The sequence below is a fragment of the Mesorhizobium sp. AR02 genome (genome assembly GCF_024746835.1).
Lineage (GTDB): Bacteria > Pseudomonadota > Alphaproteobacteria > Rhizobiales > Rhizobiaceae > Mesorhizobium.
The window spans coordinates 3,286,652-3,308,212 of the sequence record NZ_CP080531.1 but is presented as its reverse complement, the minus strand read 5'-3'; the positions used below and the strand labels follow the sequence as shown (position 1 = coordinate 3,308,212).

Genomic DNA, 21,561 nt, shown 5'->3' with positions numbered 1-21,561 from the left:
CTCACCCATAACCATTCGCTCGATTATTGCCTCCGCACGACAATGCGCATACATTATGCGCATGTTGCGGAGGCCATTATGCGTAAGATTGCCATGAATGCGATCCGTCAGCCAGCAAATCTGTCGATCGATTCCAACCTCATGAGAGAAGCCAAGGGGCTGGACGTGAATGTCTCGCGTGCTGCTGAAGCTGGCATCGCGGAAGCGGTGGCGGCTGAAAAAACCCGGCTGTGGAAGCTCGAGAACCGCGCCACGATGGATGCGTGGAACGACTATGTCGAGAAAAACGGCATTCCACTGGACGAGTACCGGCAGTTCTGATGGCCCGCTACGATGTCTTCGCTGGCCGCATCGAAGGCAACTATCTGCTCGACGTCCAATCCGACCTGCTCAACAATTTCAAGACACGGGTCGTCGTCCCCCTGCTGCCGGTCGCAGCGGTGCCGCCGCCGATGCGAAAGCTTCACCCGATCTTCGAGATCAACGGCCGGAAGCTGGTCATGGCGACACACCTGATTGCCACCGTTCCGGCGAGCGAATTGGGTGAAAGTCGGCTGAACCTGACGAAGCACCACGACGATATCGTCGCCGCGCTCGACATGCTGTTCCAGGGCTTCTGAGCCAACAGCGCTTGGGCACCGGCGGCCCTCTCAGCCCGCCGTCTTGGCCTGCCAGGCCTTGATCGCCTCGTCGAACACCTTCTCGCCGGGAATGCCCTTTTCCATGGTCAGCAGCGCCCGCCGGCCGGTCTTGTAGACAACCGGCACGTCGATCCAGTCCTGGCCGCGCAGCAAGGTCATGTTGGCGTCCTCGTCGGCCTTGGTGTCGTTGAGCGCGACGAGGAAGAAGCCGTCGGCGATCTTGGCCGGGATGCCGATCAGCGGGCTGCCGGCATCCTGTTCCGAGCTCTTCATGGCGACGCGCAGGATGTTGTCGACACCGCCGCCTTCGAAACCGTCGGGCGTCAGGAAGATCATCTCGATGATGTGGCTGGCCGGCAGCGTCTGGTCGGTGTTGCGGCGGATGGTCATGCGCAACTGGATGTCCTTGCCGGGGATGGTCGCCTCGGCGCGGATCGCCGGCTCGGGCGGCAGGTCGCCGCCGGGCGATTCCTGCACCAGCGACCAGACGATGCTGCCGGGCTCGGCCGAACCCTGCGCCGTGCTGGTGCGCTCCTCATAGAAGATCGCCTTCTGGCCGACCGGCACCGAGGTTGCAGTCGCTGGAGCGGCCGCCGGTGCCGCAGGCGCGGCGCCCGCCGGAGCGGGCGGCGGCGTGGCGGCGGCATCGGCCGGCGCTGCGGGCGCGGTTCCGTTGGCAGGTGGGGTCGCGGCGGGCGCGGTGCCTGCCGCGGGTGCGGTCGCCGCTGGTGTGGCCGCCGCAGGTGTGGCCGCGGCAGGTGCCGCCGCGGCGGGCGCGGCTGCAGCCGGTGGCGGCGCGGCCGGCGCATTCGTCGCCGATGGCGGTGTCGTCAGCGCTGCGACGGATTCACCCTCGCCTATGCCGGTTTGTCCAGCGGCCGGGCCGGGGTCGGTTTCGCCGCCTTCAGGCGTCAGCCGCTGCGTGAATTTCGTCGCTTCGGCGCCCGCTGCGGGTGCCGGCGGCGTTGCCGCGGCATCGATCGCCGGCTTGGCCGGCGCCGGTTTCACCGGTTCGGTCTTGGCAACAACCTTGCTGCCGCCCAGGCCCAGCATCTTGCCGAAAGCGTCCTTGTTCAGCCAGATGCCATAACCGCCACCGGCAACGACCAGCAAGGCAACGGCAGCGGCGATCAGCCCGCCATAACTGCGCTTGCGCTCGGCCGGACGCAGGCGCTGGAACGTATCAGCCGCCGCCGGCTCCTCATCATTCGGGAAGACATCGGCGCGGTCATCGTCCTGGTCAGCATCCATGCCCGGCATGGCATGATCGGCGAGGTCGGGGGCTGCCGGTTGCACCGGCACAGGCTTTTGCCAGCTTGGCTCGGCCTTTGCGGCGGGTGGCGGCGCGGGACGGTAGGGTTCCGGCTTGGCGGCCGGCGGCGCCGGCCACGCCGGCTCCGCTTTCACCGGCTGGCGCGTGTGGCTTGGCTGGTTCTTGTTGCGGTCGATCGAGGAAAAGATATGTTCCAGCTCGGCGAGTGGATCCGTTTCCGGCACGCTCTTGGCATAGTCGCGCTCGACGCTCGCAATGGCGTCTTCCAGGGAACGCTTCTGCTTGGCCACGACGTCGGCCGACAGCGGCGGCGAAAATTCCGCAAGCTTCTTGACCAGTGCGGAACGCGCGCCGTCATAGGTCCGCGTGCGCGTTTCGGGCGTCGGCTCGCCATACTTGTCGAGCGCCTTTTTCAGAACAGCAACAAAATCTGCCATGCTTCAGTCGACCTGTATTTTTGCTTCCGCGCCGGCCCCCGCAAATCAGCCGCGATGCCCGGAAAGGCTTCAGAAACTAGTCTTGAAACGGATCGGTCACAAGTATCGTGTCGTCCCGTTCCGGGCTGGTGGAGAGGAGTGCTACCGGCGCGCCGATCAACTCCTCTATGTATCGGACATATTTGACGGCCTGGGCCGGAAGATCGTTCCAGCTGCGCGCGCCGGCGGTGGTGCCTTTCCAGCCCTCCAGCGTCTCGTAGACCGGTTCGACACGGGCCTGTGCGCCCTGGCTTGCCGGCAAATAGTCGATCATCTCGCCGTCGAGGCGATAACCGGTGCAGACCTTGATCTCGTCCAGCCCGTCGAGCACGTCGAGCTTGGTCAGCGCGATGCCCTTGATGCCGTTGACGGCGACAGCCTGGCGCACCAGCACCGCGTCGAACCAGCCGCAACGGCGCTTGCGCCCGGTGACGACGCCGAATTCGTGGCCACGCGTGCCAAGGAATTCGCCGATCTCGTTCTTCTGTTCGGTTGGGAACGGACCTTCGCCGACGCGCGTCGTATAGGCCTTGGTGATGCCCAGGACATAGCCGATGGCGCCCGGACCGACGCCGGAGCCGGCGGCAGCCTGCCCGGCCACGGTGTTGGATGAGGTGACGAACGGATAGGTGCCGTGGTCGATGTCGAGCAGCGTGCCTTGCGCGCCCTCGAACAGGATACGCTCGCCGGCACGGCGCTTGTCGTCGAGGATCTTCCAGACCCGGTCCATATAGGGCAGGATCTCGTCGGCGACCGAGGTCAGCTCACTCATGATCGCGTCATGCGTGACTTCGGCATGGCCAAGCCCACGGCGCAGCGCATTGTGGTGCGTCAGCAGCCTGTCGACCTTCAGGGGCAGTGTTTCCAAATCCGCCAGATCCATCACCCGCACCGCGCGCCGACCCACCTTGTCCTCATAGGCCGGACCGATGCCCCGGCGGGTCGTGCCAATCTTCGTCCCGGAATTTGAGGCGGCGTCCTCGCGGAATCCGTCCAGTTCCCGGTGCAGCGACAGGATAAGCGCTGTGTTTTCGGCTATTTTCAGGCGATCGGGCGTCACTTCGACGCCCTGCGCCTTGAGCTTCGCCACTTCCGCCACGAAAGCATGCGGGTCGAAGACCACGCCATTGCCGATGATGGACAGCTTGCCCTGCCGCACGACGCCCGACGGCAACAGCGACAGCTTGTAGACCTTGCCGTCGACGACCAGCGTGTGGCCGGCATTGTGGCCGCCCTGGAACCGCACCACGACATCGGCGCGCTCCGACAGCCAGTCGACGATCTTGCCCTTGCCTTCGTCGCCCCATTGCGAGCCGACGACCACCACATTGGCCATGTTTCTTTTCCCTTGACACGCCGCCAAGCGGCTTGGATATGGTTCGAAACGACAGGCCTCTATAGCGTCAAGACCTCGCGAGTGCGACCTTTCTTTGCCGCCGAAAATGCCCTGAGGCACAACAATTTTCGGCTTTGACATCATTTACTTGGGTTGATGGGGGCAATAGGCCGGCAAACACCGCAACGCGTCCGTCGCGGCCGGAATCCCGCGATGCATCGAAGCGCCTACATATTCCTGCTGCTCACCACCTTGCTGTGGGGCGGCAATTCGGTGGCCGGCAAGCTTGCGGTCGATCACGTCTCGCCGATGATGCTGGTCTTCCTGCGCTGGGTGTTGGCAGTGGCGATCCTGCTGCCGATCGGCTGGCGCACGATCCAGGAGGATTGGCCGGTGGTGCGCAAACACTGGTTCGTCCTGGCGGCATTGGGCGCCAGCGGCTTCACGCTGTTCAACACCATCTTCTACACGGCGCTCAACTACACGACCGCGATCAACGTCTCGATCGAACAGGCGGCGATGCCGATCCTGATCATGACAGCCAATTTCATCTTCTTCCGCCTGCGCGTGAACTGGGCGCAGATCGCCGGCGTCGTGCTGACCATTGCCGGCGTCGTCCTGACCGCCTGCCACGGCGACCCGCGCCGGCTGTTGACGCTGGAGCTCAATTTCGGCGACGCCATCATGCTGGTGGCGGTCATCCTTTACAGTGGCTATTCGGTCGGCTTGCGGCTGAAGCCGGTGATGCATTGGCAGAGCCTGATGCTGGCCATGTCGATCGCAGCGCTCATCACCTCGCTGCCTTTTGTCCTGTGGGAGGTCGCTGCCGGCAAGGTCATCGTGCCCGATGCACGCGGCTGGACGGTCATCGTCTACACCGCGATCGGCGCCTCGGTCATCTCGCAGATAACCTACATCAGGGGCAACGAGCTGATCGGCGCCAACCGCGCCGGCCTGTTCATCAATCTGGTGCCGATCTTCGGCACGCTGCTTTCGGTGCTGATCGTCGGCGAAACGTTCCAGCTCTATCAGGCGCTGGCACTCGTCCTCGTGCTGGGCGGCATCGCGCTCGCCGAATACAGCGGGCGCAAGAAGGCGATGCTGGACCGCCTCAGGACGCGCTGAGCAGCAAGCAGGCGCGACCAAGGCCGCGCCTTCTGATCTCTAGGAAAGGCCGGTATCAGACCCCGCCCACGTCGAACTGCAGCCGCTTGGCCGAGTCGATCGACTTGTGCGCCCGCACCTGCTCCAGCACTTTTTCCGGGAACGGCGCGTCGAGATAGAGCAGCGCGATGGCGTCGCCGCCCGGCCGGTTGCGGCCAAGCTGGAAGTTAGCGATGTTGACGCCGTTCTCGCCGCACACCGTGCCGAGCAGGCCGATGATGCCGGGCGCATCGGCATTGGTGGTGTAGAGCATGTGCTGGCCGACCTCGGCGTCGAGGTTGATGCCCTTGATCTGGATGAAGCGCGGCTTGCCGTCGGAGAAGCAGGTGCCGGCGATCGAACGCGTCCTGTGCTCGGTCTTGACGGTCAGCTTGATGTAGCCGTCGAACACGCCCGATTTGTCGCGCTTGACCTCGGCGACGATGATGCCGCGCTCCTTCACCATGATCGGCGCCGACACCATGTTGACATCGGCGACCTGCGGCCGGATCAGCCCGGCAAGTGCCGCACTGATCAGCGCGCGCGTATTCATCGTCGCGGTCGAGCCGTCGAACAGGATCTCGACCTCCTTGATCGGATCCTCGGTGACCTGGCCGACAAAGGCGCCGAGCACCTCGGCTAGCTTGACGAAGGGCTTCAGCCGCGGCGCTTCTTCCGCCGTGATCGACGGCATGTTGATGGCGTTGGAGACGGCGCCCTTGATCAGATAGTCCGACATCTGCTCGGCGACCTGCAGCGCGACATTCTCCTGCGCTTCCGCCGTCGAGGCGCCGAGATGCGGCGTCGCCACCACGTTTTCCATGCCGAACAGGGCGTTCTGCTCGGCCGGCTCGACCTCGAACACGTCGATGCCGGCGCCCGCCACCTTGCCGCTCTTCAGCGCCGCGATCAGATCGGCTTCGACGATCAGCCCGCCGCGGGCGCAGTTGATGATGCGCACGCCCTTCTTCATCTTGGCTATTGCCGCGGCATCGATGATGTTGCGTGTCTTGTCGGTCAGCGGCGTGTGCAGCGTGATGAAGTCCGCGCGGGCGAACAGCTCGTCGAGCTCGACCTTGTCGACGCCGAGTTCCTCGGCGCGCTTGTCCGACAGGAACGGGTCGAAGGCGATGACATGCATCTTCAGGCCGACGCCGCGTGTGGCGACGATCGAGCCGATATTGCCGCAGCCGATGACGCCGAGCGTCTTGCCGGTGATCTCGACGCCCATGAAGCGGTTCTTCTCCCATTTGCCGGCATGGGTCGAGGCGTTGGCTTCCGGGATCTGGCGCGCCAGCGCGAAGATCATCGCGACGGCATGTTCGGCCGTCGTGATCGAATTGCCGAAGGGCGTGTTCATCACGATGATACCCTTGCGGCTGGCCGCCGGGATATCGACATTGTCGACGCCGATACCGGCGCGGCCGATGACCTTGAGGTTCGTGGCGGCGCTGATCAGCTTCTCGGTGACCTTGGTCGCCGAGCGGATGGCGAGACCGTCATACTGGCCGATCACTTCGAGCAGCTTTTCCTTGTCTTTGCCGAGGTCGGGCAGATAGTCGACCTCGACGCCGCGATCCTTGAAGATCTGCACGGCGGTGGGAGAGAGTTTGTCAGAGACGAGAACGCGGGGCGCCATGGCGGCCTCCTTGAAAATGGGATTGTCGGGGAAATGGCGGCCCGCGGGCCGCCATGAAATCTCAGGCCGCCGCTTTCAGCGACGCCTTCTGCGCGGCGAAGGCCCAGTCAAGCCAGGGCAGCAGCGCTTCGAGATCTGATGTCTCGACCGTCGCGCCGCACCAGATGCGCAGGCCGGCGGGTGCGTCGCGATAGGAGCCGATGTCATAGGCGACACCTTCCTTGTCGAGCGCCGAGACCAGCCCCTTGGCGAAAGCCGCCTGTCCGTCGGCGTCGAGTGCCGCAATATCCGGATCGGTGAAGGACAGGCATACGGACGTGTTCGACCGCGTCGCCGGTTGGGCGGCGAGATGGCCGAGCCAGGATGATTTGCCGACAAAGCCATCGAGGACGGCCGCATTGGCATCCGCCCTGGCGACCAGAGCATCGAGGCCGCCGATCGACTTTGCCCAGTGGAGTGCGTCGAGATAGTCCTCGACGCACAGCATCGACGGCGTGTTGATGGTCTCGCCCTTGAAGATGCCCTCGATCAGCTTGCCGCCCGAGGTCAGGCGGAAGATTTTCGGCAGCGGCCATGAAGGCTTGTAGCCCTCCAGCCGCGCGACCGCGCGGGGCGACAGGATCAGCATGCCATGCGCGCCCTCGCCGCCCAGCACTTTCTGCCAGGAGAAGGTGACGACATCGAGCTTTTCGAAATCGAGCCTTTGCGCGAACGCCGCTGAAGTGGCGTCGCAAATGGTCAGGCCCTGGCGATCGGCAGGGATGAAATCGCCGTTCGGCACACGTACGCCCGACGTCGTGCCGTTCCAGGTGAAGACCACGTCGCGGTCGAAATCGATCTTGGCCAGATCCGGCAACTCGCCATAGCCGGCCTCGAGTTTGCGCACGTCGGGCAGCTTCAACTGCTTGACCACATCGGTGACCCAGCCGGAGCCGAAGCTTTCCCAGGCGACCATGTCGACGCCGCGCTCACCGAGCAGCGACCACAGCGCCATCTCGACCGCACCGGTGTCCGACGCTGGCACGATGCCGATGCGGTAGTCTGCCGGGACCTGAAGGATTTCGCGCGTCAGCTCGATCGCCTGTTCGAGCTTGGTCTTGCCGATCTTGGCGCGATGGGAACGGCCGAGCGCGGCATTCTTCAACGCCTCGACCGACCAGCCGGGACGTTTTGCGCAGGGACCTGAGGAGAAATTGGGGTTTGCCGGACGGAGTCCGGGCTTCGTATGCGTCGTCATCGTGGTCTATCCTTCCAGATAGTGGCCCCTCGTTGGGGAGGGGTGGCCCACGGACGGCGATATGCGTTCAGGCCTCGGGCGTCAAGAGGAAAGTTTTTGTCGCTGCCGGGATACCGGCGATCCGCGATCAGGATCGCGTGATTTCAAAACGCAAACGGCGGACCGCAGGGATCCGCCGCTAAGTCCCGATTTGCCCCAGGCCTACCAGAGATCGTAGCGCAGCCCGAGCTTGACCTGGTGATTGCTGATCCCCTTTTTGACCGGATAGGAGGTCAGGCTTTCAGCCGTGACATATTCGGCATCCGGGGCGGAGAAATACTGATAGCCCAGATCGACGGAAACGTTCTTCGTCACCTGGTAGGCAAGGCCCGCATTCAGCGTATAGGCGAAGGAATACTGCGTCTTGTCGTCGCTCTGGACGAAATCGTCGGTGGGGTCGCTATTGTTGGTGAAATAGCTCGCCGAAAGCTTGCGTGTGCTCTGCACGATGCCGACGCCACCGCCCACATAAGGTGTGATCCCGACATAGGTACCAAGGTCGACATAGCCGTTGAGCATGAGCGAATACGCGTAATTCTTCAGGTCGGCCGACGCCTGGGTGTACGCTACCGTGGTCCCCGAATCGTCATAGCCGACGCCAATCTTGTTGCCGGGCAGATAGCCGAGATTGAGATCGGCGCGCAGATAATCGTTGAAGTGATAGCCAAAGCCGATGCTGGCAAAGATCGGATCTTCTTTCTCGTCGAAGCTCGCCGGCGTGAAGGCAAAGTCGTCGTTCTTGAAGCTCTTCTGCACCAGATAGGAGACATCACCACGCAGATACCAGCCCGAGCCGACCTCGACCGGCACATAGTCGGGCGCCTGGTCAGCATAGATCGGCGGATCATAGTCGGCGGCGAATGCGGATGTCAGCGGCAAAAGCCCGAATCCGGCAAGCGCCAGCACAATACGCGATGTGAGTGTCATGGTCCCGACTCCCGGATTTGGCGACACCTGCAATCAACCCAGCAGCCATCGTTTCAGGAAGCATTGTTAACCATAGTGGTTAAGTCACGGTTAAGGCTAACAGAGCGTTAGCGAATTGATTTCGCTGGAGCAATTCCAGGAAAGTGTGAAACGGTTCTCCGTCCGGAATTGCGTCAAAACCAAGAGTTAGAACGGTTCGGCGTTTCCGTGAAACGGTGAACCGGTCTAACGCATGACGGCCAAAATTGACCTCCGTTTCCAGGCACGTCATTGGCGACAACTCAAACGAAAACCGCCCGGCTGAGCCGGGCGGTTCGCGGACATTCGGTCGTGAAAGTCTTACTTGGTATAGACCGGCTCGGGTTCGGGCTGGTAGGCAACCACCGGTGCAGCGCACCCATTATTGCCACCGAACTGATAGCGCAGGCCGCCGCGTACCTCGTGAGTGTTGATGCCGCGGTCGAAACCTGGGCCGGAGCTGGTCACATCCCACTCGAACATGCGGCCGCCCTGGATATGGGAGAAGCGATAGCCAGCATCGAGGATGACCTTGTCGGTCAGGCAGTAGGAAGCGCCGGCCATAAGGGCGTAGGCGAAGCGCCAGTTGGACGCTCCCGGATTGCGCTCGGTAGCGCCCGGCGTCGGGTCATAGACGGTATCCCATTTGACATGCGCGCCGCCGATGCCGGCGCCGACATAAGGCGTGATGCCGTGCCAGGTGCCGATATCGACATAGGCGTTGGCGAGCAGCAAGAAGGCGCTCATCTTCGACGCTTCGACCGAAGTCGAGACGAGATCCGAGGTACCGCCGTTGAAGTTCGACTTGAACCAGTAGTCGGCGGTCACGTCGGTGCGGAAGTGATCGTTGATCTTGTAGCCGACGCCGCCGCCGAGCGAGAAGCCACCCTTGAGCTTGCCGTAGTCGAAACTCTTGCCGCCGGGCGTCACCGAACAGTTACAGGGATCGACAGTGTAGGTCATGTAGTCGATGCCGCGTACGCTCGACTTGTGGTAGTCGAGGTCGCCACGGATATACCAGCCGCCGACATCGGCCGGCTGCTCATAGACCGGCGGTGGCGCTTCTTCGACCTGCGGCTCGGGCAGGTCGGCTGCGAAAACTGGCCAGGCCAGGCCCGCGAACAGCAACGCGAACAGGGCCTTTCTTGCTGTATTGAACATGCTTGTCACCCCTAGGAACCCTCGGAACGCGATCGCGTCCGAATGAGATTGGCTTTCAAGCGTGGATAATGAATTGCAAAAGTTAAAAGGCGTTTAACCCTGTCGATTAACCACGAATCTCTAAAATTCGGAGGATTCGGGGATGATTTCGACAGCCTGGGGACCGGTTCTCCTGCCAACGAAAAAAGCCCGCCGGAAGGGCGGGCTTGGATGCAGCCGGAGAGCGGCGGCGTGACGCGCTGAGGGTACGCCGGAGATCAGGCGGCGCTGCGGGTCTCCGAGATGACCTCGACGATGTCGTTGACGACGGCCTCGACCAGCTGCGGATCGTCGCCCTCGGCCATGACACGGATCAGCGGCTCGGTGCCGGACGGACGGATGACCAGCCGCCCGGCCTTGCCGAGACGGTTGCGTGCATCCTCGATGGCGGCTTTGACCGGAGCTTCCTCGAGCGGCTTGCCGCCAGCAATGCGAACGTTCTTCAGGAGTTGCGGCACCGGTTCGAACTTCTTCGACAGTTCGCTGACCGGACGGCCCTGGCGCTTGATGCAGGCCAGCACCTGCAGCGCCGACACCAGGCCATCGCCGGTGGTCGAGAAATCCGACAGCACGATGTGGCCCGACTGCTCGCCGCCGACATTGAGCCCATGCGCGCGCATATGCTCCACGACATAGCGATCGCCGACCTTGGTGCGGTGTAGCTGCAGCTTCATGTCGCCGAGGAAGCGTTCGAGGCCGAGATTGGACATGACCGTGGAAACCACGCCGCCGCCGGCAAGCCGTCCGCTCTGGTGCCAGGACTCGGCGATCAGCGCCATGATCTGGTCGCCGTCGACGATCGCACCATTCTCGTCGACGATGACGACCCGGTCGGCATCGCCATCGAGCGCGATGCCGATATCGGCGCGCACTTCATGCACTTTCTTCTGCAGGCCGGCCGGATGGGTCGAGCCGCATTCCTTGTTGATGTTGAAGCCGTTGGGTTCGACATTGATGGCCACGACTTCGGCGCCGAGCTCCCACAGCGCCTCGGGCGCCACCTTGTAGGCCGCGCCATTGGCGCAATCGACGACGATCCTGAGGCCCGAAAGCGACATCGAGCGCGGCAGGGTGCGCTTGGCGAATTCGATATAGCGGTCATGCACGCCGTCGACGCGCTTGGCGCGGCCAAGCCCGTCGGAATCGGCAAGCCCCAGCTCGATATCCTTGTCGAGCATGCTCTCGATGCGCTCTTCGATCACGTCGGAGAGCTTGTAGCCGTCCGGACCGAACAGCTTGATCCCATTGTCGTAATAGGGATTGTGCGAAGCCGAGATCATGACACCGATATCGGCGCGCAGTGAACGCACCAGCATGGCAACGGCCGGGGTCGGGATCGGGCCGAGCAGGAACACATCCATGCCGGCGGCACAAAGACCGGCCACCATCGCATTCTCGATCATGTAGCCGGAAAGCCTGGTGTCCTTGCCGAGAACGACACGATGGCGGTGGCTGCCACGCTGGAACGAAAGCCCCGCGGCCATGCCGACGCGCATGGCGATTTCAGCGGTCATCGGAAACTTGTTGGCGCGCCCGCGAATGCCGTCGGTGCCGAAGTAATTTCCTGCCATGCTAGTTAGAGTCCCTGACGGTTCTTTTGCCGGCATCTCATGCCACAATTGGCCGATGCGCCCTGATCACATTGTGTGATTATATGTTACCAATCCTTAGAAAATCATTGTTGTGCACTGCACACAACAAGGCCGCAGCCTAACATGACGGCACTGTGGCACTGCAATATACCAGTTTTGCGAGCTATTCGGCGCAGATGCACGCGGAAAATCTTGTTTTTGACCCGGTAAGGGACAATGATTTCATCACCTTATCGGGAGGACCGAGCTTTCGGCGATATATACCTCACTTAGCATCTGGCGCAACCGACCGTTGAGCGTTATTGATTCGCAGGGACGTATAATGGGCTGCTGCAACGGAGAAACGCTATGCTCATCCACCGACTTGCCACTTTGACCGGCCTTGCCGTAGCGACGTTGTTCCTGGCTGCGCCAGCCAACGCGTTGACGATGGCCGAATGCAGCACGAAGTATAACGCCGCCAAGGACGCGGGGACACTTGCTGGGGCGACCTGGAACCAGTTCCGCAAGGCGCAGTGCGGCACCGACGCGGCTGCCACCACGGACACCAAGCCGGCCACGACCAAGGCTGCTGAAACCAAGCCGGCCAAGACCACCAAGGCTGCGGCCGCGGCGGCCGACAGCACGGCCAAGGGCCTGACGGCCAAGGAATGCAGTGCCAAGTACCAGGCGGCGAAGGCTGCCGGCACGCTGAACGGCCAGAAGTGGAACGACTTCCGCAAGGCCGAATGCGCCGCCGGTGCATCCGCCGCCGCTGACACCACCAAGCCGGCAACCACCAAGCCGGCAACCACCAAGGCTGCCGCGGCTCCCGCCGCCAATGGCGGCAAGGGCCTGACCATGGCCGAGTGCAGCGCCAAGTACCAGGCTGCCAAGACGGCCAACACGCTGAAGGGCCAGAAGTGGAACGACTTCCGCAAGGCCGAATGCGGCGCCGCCGCCTCGGATGACGACAGCGTGCCTGCTCCGAGCGAAGCAAATTACACCAAGGAGCCGGCAAAGCCGACGACGGTTGCGCCCAAGGGCGTCACCTTCCCGTCCGCGATCTCGGCGAAATATGCCAGCGAGACCCCCGGAAAGGGTCGCATGCATACCTGCCTCGATCAGTACTATGTCCTCAAGGACGCCAACGCGCTTGGCGGCCTGAAGTGGATCCAGAAGGGCGGCGGCTTCTACAGCCTGTGCAATGCCAAGCTGAAGGGCTGATCGCCAGCATTGCAGTTCGACAAGGAAACCCGCGGGTCTCGGCCCGCGGGTTTTGTTTTGGGTCAAATTCACCGCCGGCCGCTGGATTCCTCGACGAGCCCACTCGCCTGCCTCAAGCCTGCTCTGCTCGAGCAATTCCAGGAAAAGTGTGAGCGGTTTTCCCGGGCAAAGCGCATAGCGCTTTGCCCTTGGGAATTGCGTTAAAACAATGAGATAGGGCGGTTCGCCGTTTCCGTGAAACGGTGAAACGCTCTAGTGTCGGGTCGCTCATTGGTCGGGGGAACTAATGCGGGGCGTTGTTCTGGCAATTGCGGTTCTGGCTGCCTGTCAAAGCGGTAGTGCCGCACAGGCAGAAAATGATCCCGTCGAAGCCGTGAAGGCGATCTGCGATCAGGCCGCCGCAAGTCCGTTTGACGACAAGCGCCCGGCCGGCGTTGCCGGCGTTTTTCTCGACAAGGTCGACCCGAACATCGCCGTCCCAGCCTGCGAGGCGGCCGCACACGCCGCCCCCGACGATCCGCGCATCGCCTATCAGCTCGGCCGCGCCTATTACGCCGCCAAGGCCTATGAGTCGGCACGCGCGCAATATCAGAAGGGCCACGCCGCCGGCTATGCATTGGCTACGATCAATCTCGCCGACATCTATGAGCGAGGCTTGGGTGTTCCCGCCGACCATCCGCGAGCCTGGTCGCTTCTGGAGAAGGCGGCAAAGGGCGGTGCGGCGATGGCAATGTACGGCCTGGCATTAAATCTCCGCGATGGCACCGGCGTTGCCAGGGACACGGCGGCAGCCAGAGGCTGGTATCAAAAGTCCGCCGAGGCGGGCTACGCCGCCGCCATGAACGAGCTCGCGGACATGCTCTGGTCGGGCGAAGGCGGAACCGCCGATCCGGTTATCGCGAGGCAATGGCTTCAGAAGGCGGCCGAAAAGAATGACGCCGTCGCCATGAGCAGGCTTGGCTACGTGCTCTGGTACGAGAAAGATGCTGTTTCGGCCCGGCAGTGGTTCGAAAAAAGCGCGCAAGCCCAGAACCCCGATGCAATGGGCTACCTCGGGCAGATGCTCCGCGACGGAGAGGGCGGACCCGCCGACCCGATGTCCGCTCGCCAGTGGTTTCAGAAGGCTGCCGATGCAGGAAATCTCTCCGCGATGACCGATCTGGCGGGGATGCTCCGAGATGGAACCGGAGGGCCAGCGGATGCAGTGTCCGCCCGCCAATGGTTCCAGAAAGCGGCGGACGCCGGCAATGCCTTCGCCGCAAATGAATATGGCGTCATGCTCTACAATGGCCAGGGTGGAGCAAAGGACCTCGTGGAAGCGCGTCGGCAATATCAGAAAGCTGCGGACGGCGGAGACATCACCGCCATGGCCAATTTTGCACTCCTACTCCAGCACGGCGAAGGTGGAGCGGCAGATCCAGTTGGTGCTCGGGATTGGATGCAAAAGGCCGCCGACGCTGGCAATACCGTTGCCGCGAATGAGTATGGCATCATGCTTCATGAAGGCCAGGGCGGCCCCAAAGACTTCTCCGAGGCCCGGCGGCAATACCGGAAAGCCGCCGACGGCGGCAACTCATCTGGCATGACCAACCTGGCGTCCATGCTCTGGCGCGGCGAAGGCGGCGCCAAGGACGTCAAGGAGGCGCGCGTCTGGTACCAGAAGGCGGCGGACCTCGGAAACGAAGACGCCAAGAAGAATCTTGCGGTGCTCGACGCTCCGCCTCGACCAGCAAAACACCATGTCCGCAAACAGCGCAAAGGCGGGTAGCGCAGCGGCGGCGGATGCTATTCGCCAGATGGCCACCATACATATTGGTTGGATTGGCAAGGGGGCGGCGCATCTGGCAAGCGCGGGCACGGCTTCCTGGGGCCATCAAGCATCGCCAACAGCAAAACGCCGCGGGTTGAAGCCGCGGCGTTTTTCTTGAACCAGGGATCCTGCTCAGCTCGACGGCTGAGGCTCCATACCGCCTTCGGGCTCGGGGCCCTTCTTGCGGCGGCCACCGGACTTCGGCACGGCCGAGCCGCGGCTCGGCGGCGTATCGTCGCCAAGGTCGCGCGAGGGCTTGTTGCCCGCGATCAGCTGCTTGATCTCTTCGCCCGACAGCGTCTCGTATTCGAGCAGGCCTTGCGCCAGCGCGATCCATTCCTTCTTCTTCTTGGTCAGGATGGATTTCGCCGTCGAATAGGCCTCGTCGATCAGGCGGCGCACTTCGGCGTCGATGATCTGCGCGGTCTCTTCCGAGATATTCTGCGTACGCGCCACCGAATGGCCGAGGAACACCTCTTCCTGGTTGTCGCCATAGGCGACATGGCCGAGCTTGTCGGAGAAGCCCCAGCGCGTGACCATGGCGCGCGCCAGCTTGGTCGCCTGCTCGATGTCGGAGGAGGCGCCCGAGGTGATGTTCTCCTTGCCGAACTTGAACTCCTCGGCGACGCGGCCGCCCATCATGATGGCGAGGCGCGAGATCATGTATTTGTAGCTCATCGAATAGCGGTCGCCTTCCGGCAACTGCATGACCATGCCGAGCGCGCGGCCACGCGGGATGATGGTGGCCTTGTGCAGCGGATCGGCCGACGGCACGTTGAGCGCAAGGATGGCGTGGCCGGCCTCGTGATAGGCGGTCAGCTCCTTCTCGGCCTGGGTCATGGCCGACGAGCGGCGCTCGGCGCCCATCATGATCTTGTCCTTGGCGTCCTCGAACTCGGCCATGGTGACGAGGCGCTTGTTGCGCCGCGCCGCCATCAGCGCCGATTCGTTGACCAGGTTCATCAGATCGGCGCCGGAGAAGCCCGGCGTGCCGCGCGCGACGACCTTGAGGTCGACATTGGGCGCCAGCGGCACGTTGCGCACATGCACCTTGAGGATCTTCTCGCGGCCGACGATGTCGGGGTTCGGCACCACCACCTGGCGGTCGAAACGGCCTGGACGCAACAGCGCCGGATCGAGCACGTCGGGACGGTTGGTGGCCGCGATCAGGATGATGCTTTCGTTGGATTCGAAGCCGTCCATTTCAACCAGCAGCTGGTTCAGCGTCTGCTCGCGCTCGTCATTGCCGCCGCCGAGGCCGGCGCCGCGATGGCGGCCGACGGCGTCGATTTCGTCGATGAAGATGATGCAGGGCGCATTCTTCTTGGCCTGGTCGAACATGTCACGCACACGGGATGCGCCGACACCGACGAACATCTCGACGAAGTCCGAACCCGAAATGGTGAAGAACGGCACGTTGGCTTCGCCGGCGACCGAGCGGGCGAGCAGCGTCTTGCCGGTGCCGGGAGGGCCGACCAGCAGCACGCCGCGCGGAATCTTGCCGCCGAGGCGCTGGAATTTCTGCGGGTCGCGCAGGAACTCGACGATCTCTTCCAGATCTTCCTTGGCCTCATCGACGCCGGCGACGTCCTGGAAGGTGACGCGGCCATGCGCCTCCGTCAGGAGCTTGGCCTTCGACTTGCCGAAACCCATGGCGCGCCCGGACCCGGATTGCATCTGGCGCATGAAGAATATCCAGACGCCGAGGATCAGGATCATCGGCAGCCACGAGATCAGGTAGCCGAACAGCGAATTGGAGCCGTCGGTCTCAGGCCGCGCATTGATGGTGACGTTCTTGTCCTGCAGCCGCGAGACCAGCTGGGGATCGCCGGGCGAATAGGTCTGGAAGCCGGTGGAATTGTCGGTGTAGGTGCCGGTGATGCGAGCGCCCGCAATGGTCACCGTCTTGACCCGGCCGGCCGCGACATCCTGCAGGAACTGCGAATAAGGCACATCGCTCGAAGCCCCGCGCGTCTGCGGCGTCTGGAACAGATTGAAAAGCGCGATGAGCAGGACCGCTATGATCGCCCAGAGCGCGAGGTTGCGATAGTTCGGATTCATCAATTGTCCCGTTGGCGTCCGCGCACGGACAGCATCATGAGAGGAAACTTGCGCCTAACATAGGGAGAGCGCCTCCCCTTGCCAAGCAGAACAGCACGTCTGGGTTAAGCTTTCGACCACCATCAGCCGGCACTGTGGCCGCGCAATGGCGGAGCGGGAAGCGGTGACGCGCCAATCAGTTCGGCGACGGCCCGCGCCGGCGCCAGATCGAAGGACGGCAGGAAGCGAGCAAAAGGGGACACGACCGGCCGTGCCGCGAACCCTGGCGAGCCCGGCTCGCCCTGCGGCAAACCAGGGTTTTCAAAGGCTTGCCGCGATGTCGGTTCCGCGGCCAATGCGGCGCGCATCAGGCTTGCCGGGGTTTCTCCATCATCGATCGCCAGCCGTTTCACCGCGGCGCTCCCCAATGGTGCGATCAACAATCCGCTCGAGCTGTCGTTCAATGTGATGTGGCGGCGGCCATCCCAGATGGTGTTGTCGACAGCCGCGGCGGCGGCCGGCAACCCCCGCGCCTCGCGGCGCAGGAAGATACCGATGCGCCGGAAATCGACCACGGTCCGCGACAATGTGGCGCAAAGAAATCCGGCCTTCAGCCGATCGAACAACGCCTCGCTGCGCGCCTGGTCCGGCAGGAAGGGAACGCCTCCGGCGGTGGCCAGCAAAATGCGGAACGCATAGATGGCCGCCCGGTCGTCGCCGGCCGAAAGCAGGCGCGGGTCGAGGCGGATGAGGCCCGTGGTCGGCTGGCTGGCGAAGCGATGGATCAGATCGGCGGCACCGGCGCCAAGCTGACTGCGCTCGATAGCGGCCTGGCCGGCGAGCAGCAGCGCGCCCTCCATGTGCTCGGCACTTTCGCCGGCAAGCGCGGCGCGTACGCGCGGCCGCTCGAAGGTCTCGTCGATGTTGGTCGGATCATCGACCCAGCCGACATGTTCACGCCGCAAGAAATCGCGAAGCGCCGCGCGCCGCGTGCCCAGAAGCGGCCGAACGATCCACTCGCGCCAGTCATAGAGGGTGGCAGGTGCCATGCCGGCAAGCCCACGGCCTCCCATCTCGGCAAGCCCGCGGCTTGCCATTTCGGCAAACTCCCGGCCCTCCTCCCGCGTCTGCCGCATCAGCACCGTCTCAGCCTGGTCGTCGGCGGTATGGCCGGTCACGATGAGGCCGATGCCTTCCGAGCGCGCCGCCTCTGCCAGCAGCCGGTAGCGCGCTTCCCGCGCCGCCGCCGGCAGGCCGGTCGATGGCTTGCTTCCCGCCCAGACCATAGTGCGGTGGGCAATGCCGCGCTCAGCGCACAGTTTCGCCACGGCCTGCGCCTCGGCTGCCGAACCTTGCCGCAGGCCATGGTCAACCGTCACCGCCAGCAGCTTCGCGGACGGCGCGGTTCGGTCGAGATGCTGTTTGAGAAGGAGAAGCAGGGCGGTCGAGTCGCTGCCGCCGGACACGGCCGCAACGGCGCCGTGGGTAAAATCGATATGCGAAAAAAGTCTGGTCGAAAGATCGGGCTCAGTCGCGAGCATTAGCAGGCAGCCAGGGCCTTCTCCTGCTTGACGCGTTCCTTGAGTGCATTGGAGATATCGGGGTAGCGCTTGCCGACCTCGCTGAAGGTGGCGCAGGCAACGTCGTGCTGCTTGAGGCCGACCAGCGACACGCCGAGCTTCAAGAGCATGTCGGGCGCCTTCTTGGCCTTCGGATAGTCCTTGCTGGCAGCGAGGAAGACTTCGGCCGCGTCGCGGTATTTCTGCTGGCCAAGCAGCGATTCACCCAGCCAGTAATGCGCGTCCGCCGTCTTGGCATCTTTGGGGAAGCGCGAGATATGATCGCGGAAACCCTGTTCGGCGGTGCTGTAATCGCCCGACAGGATGAACTGATAGGAATTGCGGTAGAGCTCTTCCGGATCCTTGGTGGAAGGCAGCGCCGCGACGATCGTGCCATTGGACTTGCCGGCCTTGGCCGGAGCGCCGGGGGCGGGGGCAGTGTCTTGCGCGGGCGCGGTTGGCTGGGTGTTGCCACCGGCATCGATCACATTGCCGTTCTTGTCGACGGTGATCGAGCCAAAGGTCTTTTCCGGCGCTCCGGTGCCGGGGATCACCTTGCCGGGGTCGCCATCGGGTGATTCGACGATGACATCCTCGACCGTCTTGCCGCCGGTCGACTGATCGCTGCCGGTAGCGGCGCCGGCATCGGCCGGCGCCTGGGTTGCCGGGGCCGCAGCCACGTTGGTGTTGGTGTCGGTGGTTGCGTCGGACTTCTTCTTCGGTGCCGCCGGTGCCTGTCCGCCCTGCGAGCCGCCTTCCAGCTGCTGGAAACGGAACTCGTTGTCTTCCTGCTGCTTGCGGATCTGCTCCTGCATCTGCAGGACCTGGAAATTGAGTTCCTCGATCTTGCCGTTCATCTGCCGCAACTGGTCTTCCAGGCTGGTGACGGCAGTAGGATCGGACTGCACCATCTGGACCTGATCCGGCTTCTTCTTTTCACCGAAAAGGCTGGGCAGCTCGATGCTGGGCAGATGGAAGGAAAAGCCACTGTCGGTTGATTGCCCTGTACCGCTGGCCCCCAGGCCGCTAGCCGGGGCGGTGACGCCTGAAAGGAGCAGCAGCGCAAGCGTGCCGCTCAGAACCGATCTCAAATGCATGTGCCTCTCGCCGTGTGTCGTTAGTCTGTTCGCGCCTTCCAACCAGAGTGGGACCAGCCAAGCGCCCTCGGCTCATAGCAGGGCGCGAGACTTCGGCCAAATTTTGTTTCAGGCATCCGGATATGAAAAAGGCGGCCCGGGGGCCGCCTTTCGCAAAGCTGTGTTGCATTTTTGTCGCTCGACAGCGGTGCGTCCTTGCAACGCGCCGATCGGCTGTATCCAACTCAGGAACCGGCGCCGCTGAGCGTGGTGACCGCGCGGCGGTTCTGCGACCAGCAGGAGATGTCGTCGCACACAGCGACCGGACGCTCCTTGCCGTAGGAAATGGTCTTCAGGCGGCTGGAAGCGACGCCCTTGGAGACCAGGAAGTCGCGGGTGGCGGCGGCGCGGCGGGCACCAAGGGCCAGATTGTATTCGCGCGTGCCGCGCTCGTCGGCATGGCCTTCGACGACGATGGCATACTGCTTGTACTGGTTCAGCCACTGCGCCTGGCGCGAAAGCGTCTGCTGTGCGTCAGCCCGGATCGAGGTCGAGTCCGTGTCGAAGAAGATGCGGTCGCCGATATTGACGGTGAAATCCTGCGCCGAACCGGGCGTTGCAGCACCAGCGCCGTTGAGGCCAAGGTCAGCGGCGTTGTTTGGCGTCTTCTTCGAGGCGCAACCGGTGATGGCGAGCATCGCCACCAGCGCGATCATGGCCGGGTTTCTGGTAAGTGCTGCGATACGGCCCATGCCGCCTCTCCTTCGTATTTCGAGTGATCGTATTCGAGTGATTTCGTTGATCACCCAGTAACCACGTTTGGGTTAACCGGCATTCAAGAAACACGGTTAAAATTTGGTTAGGCTGCCCGTCCGCAACCTCTTGATCCGAGGCCACAGTTGGCGCGGACCCTAGGCGGAAATGCGGCCAAAACGCGACCAATGCATGGAAAAGGGGCCGAAACGGCCCCTTTTCAGCATGTGTGGCAATTCAGCCGAAGCTACTCAAGCAGCGGCGACCAGGCCGGGTCGGAAGCAAAGTTCGCTGTCGGGATCGATTGCTCGTTGCGGCCGGTAAGATCGACCGAAACCAGTTTTGGCCCACCGGCGGAATCGCGGAAGAACATCAGCACGCGGCCGTTAGGCGCCCAGGTCGGTCCTTCCTGCTGGAAGCCGGACGACAGGATACGCTCGCCCGAGCCGTCGGTCTTCATGACGCCGATCTGGAATTCGCCGCCGGTCTGCTTGGTGAAGGCAATGAGATCGCCGCGCGGCGACCACACCGGCGTCGAATAGACGCCGTCGCCGAAGGAGATGCGGGTCTGGCCCGAGCCGTCGGCGCCCATGACATAGATCTGCGCACGGCCGCCGCGGTCGGAGGTGAACACCACCTTGCTGCCATCGGGCGAATAGGAGGGCGAGGTGTCGATGGCGGTCGAGTTGGTCAGCCGTGTCGTCGAGCGGCTGCGCAAATCCATGGCGAAGATGTTGGAATTGCCGTCGTCGCGCAGCAGGCTCATGATCACCTTCTGGCCGTCGGGCGAGAAGCGCGGCGCAAACGTCATGCCCGGGAAGTTGCCGACCAGTTCGCGCTGCCCGGTCTCGATCTGCAGGAGATAGACGCGCGGCTGGCCGCTTTCATAGGACATGTAGGTGATTTCCTGCCGGTTCGGCGAGAAACGCGGCGTCAGCACGATCGAGCGGCCGTCCGAGAGATAGCGGACATTGGCGCCGTCCTGGTCCATGATGGCGAGCCGCTTCTTGCGGGCGTTCTTGGCGCCCGACTCGTCGATGAACACCACACGCGTGTCGAAATAGCCCTTCTCGCCGGTGATCCGCTCATAGATGGCGTCGGCGATGATGTGGGCGACACGGCGCTGGTTGGCATCGTTGGCGAAGAACTGTTCGCCCGACATCTGTACCCCGTCAAATGTATCCCATAGCCGGTACTGGGCGCGGATACGGCCATCGGCCTCCTTGCTGACGCTGCCGGTGACCAGCGCCTGGGCATTGATCACCTTCCAGTCGTCGAAGCGGGGTGCCGCGTCCGGGTTCGTTATCTTCTCGATGAAGGCGCTCTTGTCGATCGGCGCGAACAGCCCGGAGCGCTTCAGGTCGGCGGTGACTATCTGCGAAATCTGGGCGCCAAGCGCATCGCCGCCCTGGAAATCGGTGATGGCAATCGGCAGCGGCTCAATGTTGCCTCCGGTAACCTTGAGCTCGACTTTGGCCAGAACTGGAACGACAGAACTTGCCGTTATGCCCAGTGTCACGGCTACAAGCACCAGGAGCGGATTGAGGAAAGATCTCATGTCTTCTCGCTTTTCTTCTTCGCTGTTCCAGCTCTCGG

17 protein-coding genes are annotated in these 21,561 nt (G+C 63.2%); 5 read left to right on the top strand and 12 right to left on the bottom strand.

What is annotated here, in order from left to right; translation table 11 throughout:
• The first annotated feature begins 78 nt into the window (after window positions 1-78).
• Together DBIPINDM_RS20130 and DBIPINDM_RS20125 are read left to right on the top strand one after the other, a co-directional pair.
• Window positions 79-321 (top strand): type II toxin-antitoxin system CcdA family antitoxin, encoded by a 243-nt coding sequence (locus DBIPINDM_RS20130; RefSeq protein ID WP_258588861.1) that lies wholly within the window; start codon window positions 79-81, stop codon window positions 319-321.
• Window positions 321-620, top strand: coding sequence for a CcdB family protein (locus tag DBIPINDM_RS20125; protein WP_258588860.1), 300 nt, complete (start codon window positions 321-323; stop codon window positions 618-620). The genes DBIPINDM_RS20130 and DBIPINDM_RS20125 overlap by 1 nt, the downstream gene beginning before the upstream one ends.
• Window positions 621-650: 30 nt before the next feature.
• Here the strand turns inward: DBIPINDM_RS20125 and DBIPINDM_RS20120 are convergent, their stop codons facing one another.
• On the bottom strand, window positions 651-2,351 hold the full coding sequence (locus tag DBIPINDM_RS20120; RefSeq protein ID WP_258588859.1) for a hypothetical protein: 1,701 nt from the start codon (window positions 2,349-2,351) through the stop codon (window positions 651-653).
• Between the two features lie 76 nt (window positions 2,352-2,427).
• A complete protein-coding gene (locus DBIPINDM_RS20115) occupies window positions 2,428-3,726 on the bottom strand; it encodes an adenylosuccinate synthase (protein WP_258588858.1) in 1,299 nt (432 codons plus the stop codon).
• 213 nt (window positions 3,727-3,939) lie between these two features.
• Between DBIPINDM_RS20115 and DBIPINDM_RS20110 the strand changes: the two genes are divergently transcribed.
• Window positions 3,940-4,851 carry a DMT family transporter gene (locus DBIPINDM_RS20110; protein WP_258588857.1) on the top strand — a complete coding sequence of 304 codons (912 nt, stop codon included), beginning with the start codon at window positions 3,940-3,942 and terminating at the stop codon, window positions 4,849-4,851.
• Window positions 4,852-4,906: 55 nt separating this feature from the next.
• Here DBIPINDM_RS20110 and serA read toward each other — a convergent pair whose 3' ends face one another.
• The 5 genes from serA to glmM all read right to left on the bottom strand — a co-directional run bounded on the left by serA (window position 4,907) and on the right by glmM (window position 11,500).
• Window positions 4,907-6,508: a phosphoglycerate dehydrogenase gene (serA, locus tag DBIPINDM_RS20105; protein ID WP_258588856.1), complete on the bottom strand. Its 1,602-nt coding sequence runs from the start codon at window positions 6,506-6,508 to the stop codon at window positions 4,907-4,909.
• Between the two features lie 61 nt (window positions 6,509-6,569).
• Window positions 6,570-7,745, bottom strand: a complete 1,176-nt coding sequence (locus tag DBIPINDM_RS20100) for a phosphoserine transaminase (RefSeq protein WP_258588855.1) — start codon at window positions 7,743-7,745, stop codon at window positions 6,570-6,572.
• 201 nt (window positions 7,746-7,946) lie between these two features.
• Complete coding sequence (locus DBIPINDM_RS20095; RefSeq protein WP_258588854.1) at window positions 7,947-8,711, bottom strand: outer membrane protein; 765 nt, start codon at window positions 8,709-8,711, stop codon at window positions 7,947-7,949.
• A gap of 339 nt (window positions 8,712-9,050) precedes the next feature.
• Entirely contained in the window at window positions 9,051-9,890 is an 840-nt protein-coding gene (locus tag DBIPINDM_RS20090; protein ID WP_258588853.1) for an outer membrane protein, read from the bottom strand.
• 257 nt (window positions 9,891-10,147) lie between these two features.
• Window positions 10,148-11,500 carry a phosphoglucosamine mutase gene (gene glmM / locus DBIPINDM_RS20085; RefSeq protein ID WP_258588852.1) on the bottom strand — a complete coding sequence of 451 codons (1,353 nt, stop codon included), beginning with the start codon at window positions 11,498-11,500 and terminating at the stop codon, window positions 10,148-10,150.
• Between the two features lie 369 nt (window positions 11,501-11,869).
• Between glmM and DBIPINDM_RS20080 the strand changes: the two genes are divergently transcribed.
• Window positions 11,870-12,727 (top strand): hypothetical protein, encoded by an 858-nt coding sequence (locus tag DBIPINDM_RS20080; protein ID WP_258588851.1) that lies wholly within the window; start codon window positions 11,870-11,872, stop codon window positions 12,725-12,727.
• A gap of 286 nt (window positions 12,728-13,013) precedes the next feature.
• On the top strand, window positions 13,014-14,495 hold the full coding sequence (locus DBIPINDM_RS20075; RefSeq protein ID WP_258588850.1) for a tetratricopeptide repeat protein: 1,482 nt from the start codon (window positions 13,014-13,016) through the stop codon (window positions 14,493-14,495).
• A 174-nt stretch (window positions 14,496-14,669) separates the two neighbouring features.
• Here the strand turns inward: DBIPINDM_RS20075 and ftsH are convergent, their stop codons facing one another.
• The 5 genes from ftsH to tolB all read right to left on the bottom strand — a co-directional run bounded on the left by ftsH (window position 14,670) and on the right by tolB (window position 21,523).
• On the bottom strand, window positions 14,670-16,598 hold the full coding sequence (gene ftsH, locus DBIPINDM_RS20070; RefSeq protein WP_258588849.1) for an ATP-dependent zinc metalloprotease FtsH: 1,929 nt from the start codon (window positions 16,596-16,598) through the stop codon (window positions 14,670-14,672).
• Between the two features lie 122 nt (window positions 16,599-16,720).
• Complete coding sequence (gene tilS, locus DBIPINDM_RS20065; RefSeq protein WP_258588848.1) at window positions 16,721-18,118, bottom strand: tRNA lysidine(34) synthetase TilS; 1,398 nt, start codon at window positions 18,116-18,118, stop codon at window positions 16,721-16,723.
• On the bottom strand, window positions 18,118-19,233 hold the full coding sequence (gene ybgF, locus DBIPINDM_RS20060) for a tol-pal system protein YbgF (protein ID WP_258588847.1): 1,116 nt from the start codon (window positions 19,231-19,233) through the stop codon (window positions 18,118-18,120). Before ybgF ends, tilS begins: the two co-directional genes overlap by 1 nt.
• Before the next feature lie 224 nt (window positions 19,234-19,457).
• Complete coding sequence (gene pal / locus DBIPINDM_RS20055; protein ID WP_095201157.1) at window positions 19,458-19,964, bottom strand: peptidoglycan-associated lipoprotein Pal; 507 nt, start codon at window positions 19,962-19,964, stop codon at window positions 19,458-19,460.
• A gap of 248 nt (window positions 19,965-20,212) precedes the next feature.
• Entirely contained in the window at window positions 20,213-21,523 is a 1,311-nt protein-coding gene (gene tolB, locus DBIPINDM_RS20050) for a Tol-Pal system beta propeller repeat protein TolB (protein WP_258588846.1), read from the bottom strand.
• Between the last annotated feature and the right edge of the window lie 38 nt (window positions 21,524-21,561).

Excerpts from the sequence above, each read along its gene's own strand:
- DBIPINDM_RS20110 (WP_258588857.1), top strand. The coding sequence starts at position 3,940 with ATGCATCGAAGCGCCTACATATTCCTGCTGCTCACCACCTTGCTGTGG.
- DBIPINDM_RS20115 (WP_258588858.1), bottom strand. The coding sequence starts at position 3,726 with ATGGCCAATGTGGTGGTCGTCGGCTCGCAATGGGGCGACGAAGGCAAG.
- DBIPINDM_RS20130 (WP_258588861.1), top strand. The coding sequence starts at position 79 with ATGCGTAAGATTGCCATGAATGCGATCCGTCAGCCAGCAAATCTGTCG.
- DBIPINDM_RS20075 (WP_258588850.1), top strand. The coding sequence starts at position 13,014 with ATGCGGGGCGTTGTTCTGGCAATTGCGGTTCTGGCTGCCTGTCAAAGC.
- serA (WP_258588856.1), bottom strand. The coding sequence starts at position 6,508 with ATGGCGCCCCGCGTTCTCGTCTCTGACAAACTCTCTCCCACCGCCGTG.
- DBIPINDM_RS20120 (WP_258588859.1), bottom strand. The coding sequence starts at position 2,351 with ATGGCAGATTTTGTTGCTGTTCTGAAAAAGGCGCTCGACAAGTATGGC.
- DBIPINDM_RS20095 (WP_258588854.1), bottom strand. The coding sequence starts at position 8,711 with ATGACACTCACATCGCGTATTGTGCTGGCGCTTGCCGGATTCGGGCTT.
- pal (WP_095201157.1), bottom strand. The coding sequence starts at position 19,964 with ATGGGCCGTATCGCAGCACTTACCAGAAACCCGGCCATGATCGCGCTG.
- ftsH (WP_258588849.1), bottom strand. The coding sequence starts at position 16,598 with ATGAATCCGAACTATCGCAACCTCGCGCTCTGGGCGATCATAGCGGTC.
- DBIPINDM_RS20100 (WP_258588855.1), bottom strand. The coding sequence starts at position 7,745 with ATGACGACGCATACGAAGCCCGGACTCCGTCCGGCAAACCCCAATTTC.
- tolB (WP_258588846.1), bottom strand. The coding sequence starts at position 21,523 with ATGAGATCTTTCCTCAATCCGCTCCTGGTGCTTGTAGCCGTGACACTG.
- ybgF (WP_258588847.1), bottom strand. The coding sequence starts at position 19,233 with ATGCATTTGAGATCGGTTCTGAGCGGCACGCTTGCGCTGCTGCTCCTT.
- DBIPINDM_RS20080 (WP_258588851.1), top strand. The coding sequence starts at position 11,870 with ATGCTCATCCACCGACTTGCCACTTTGACCGGCCTTGCCGTAGCGACG.
- tilS (WP_258588848.1), bottom strand. The coding sequence starts at position 18,118 with ATGCTCGCGACTGAGCCCGATCTTTCGACCAGACTTTTTTCGCATATC.
- DBIPINDM_RS20090 (WP_258588853.1), bottom strand. The coding sequence starts at position 9,890 with ATGTTCAATACAGCAAGAAAGGCCCTGTTCGCGTTGCTGTTCGCGGGC.
- DBIPINDM_RS20125 (WP_258588860.1), top strand. The coding sequence starts at position 321 with ATGGCCCGCTACGATGTCTTCGCTGGCCGCATCGAAGGCAACTATCTG.
- glmM (WP_258588852.1), bottom strand. The coding sequence starts at position 11,500 with ATGGCAGGAAATTACTTCGGCACCGACGGCATTCGCGGGCGCGCCAAC.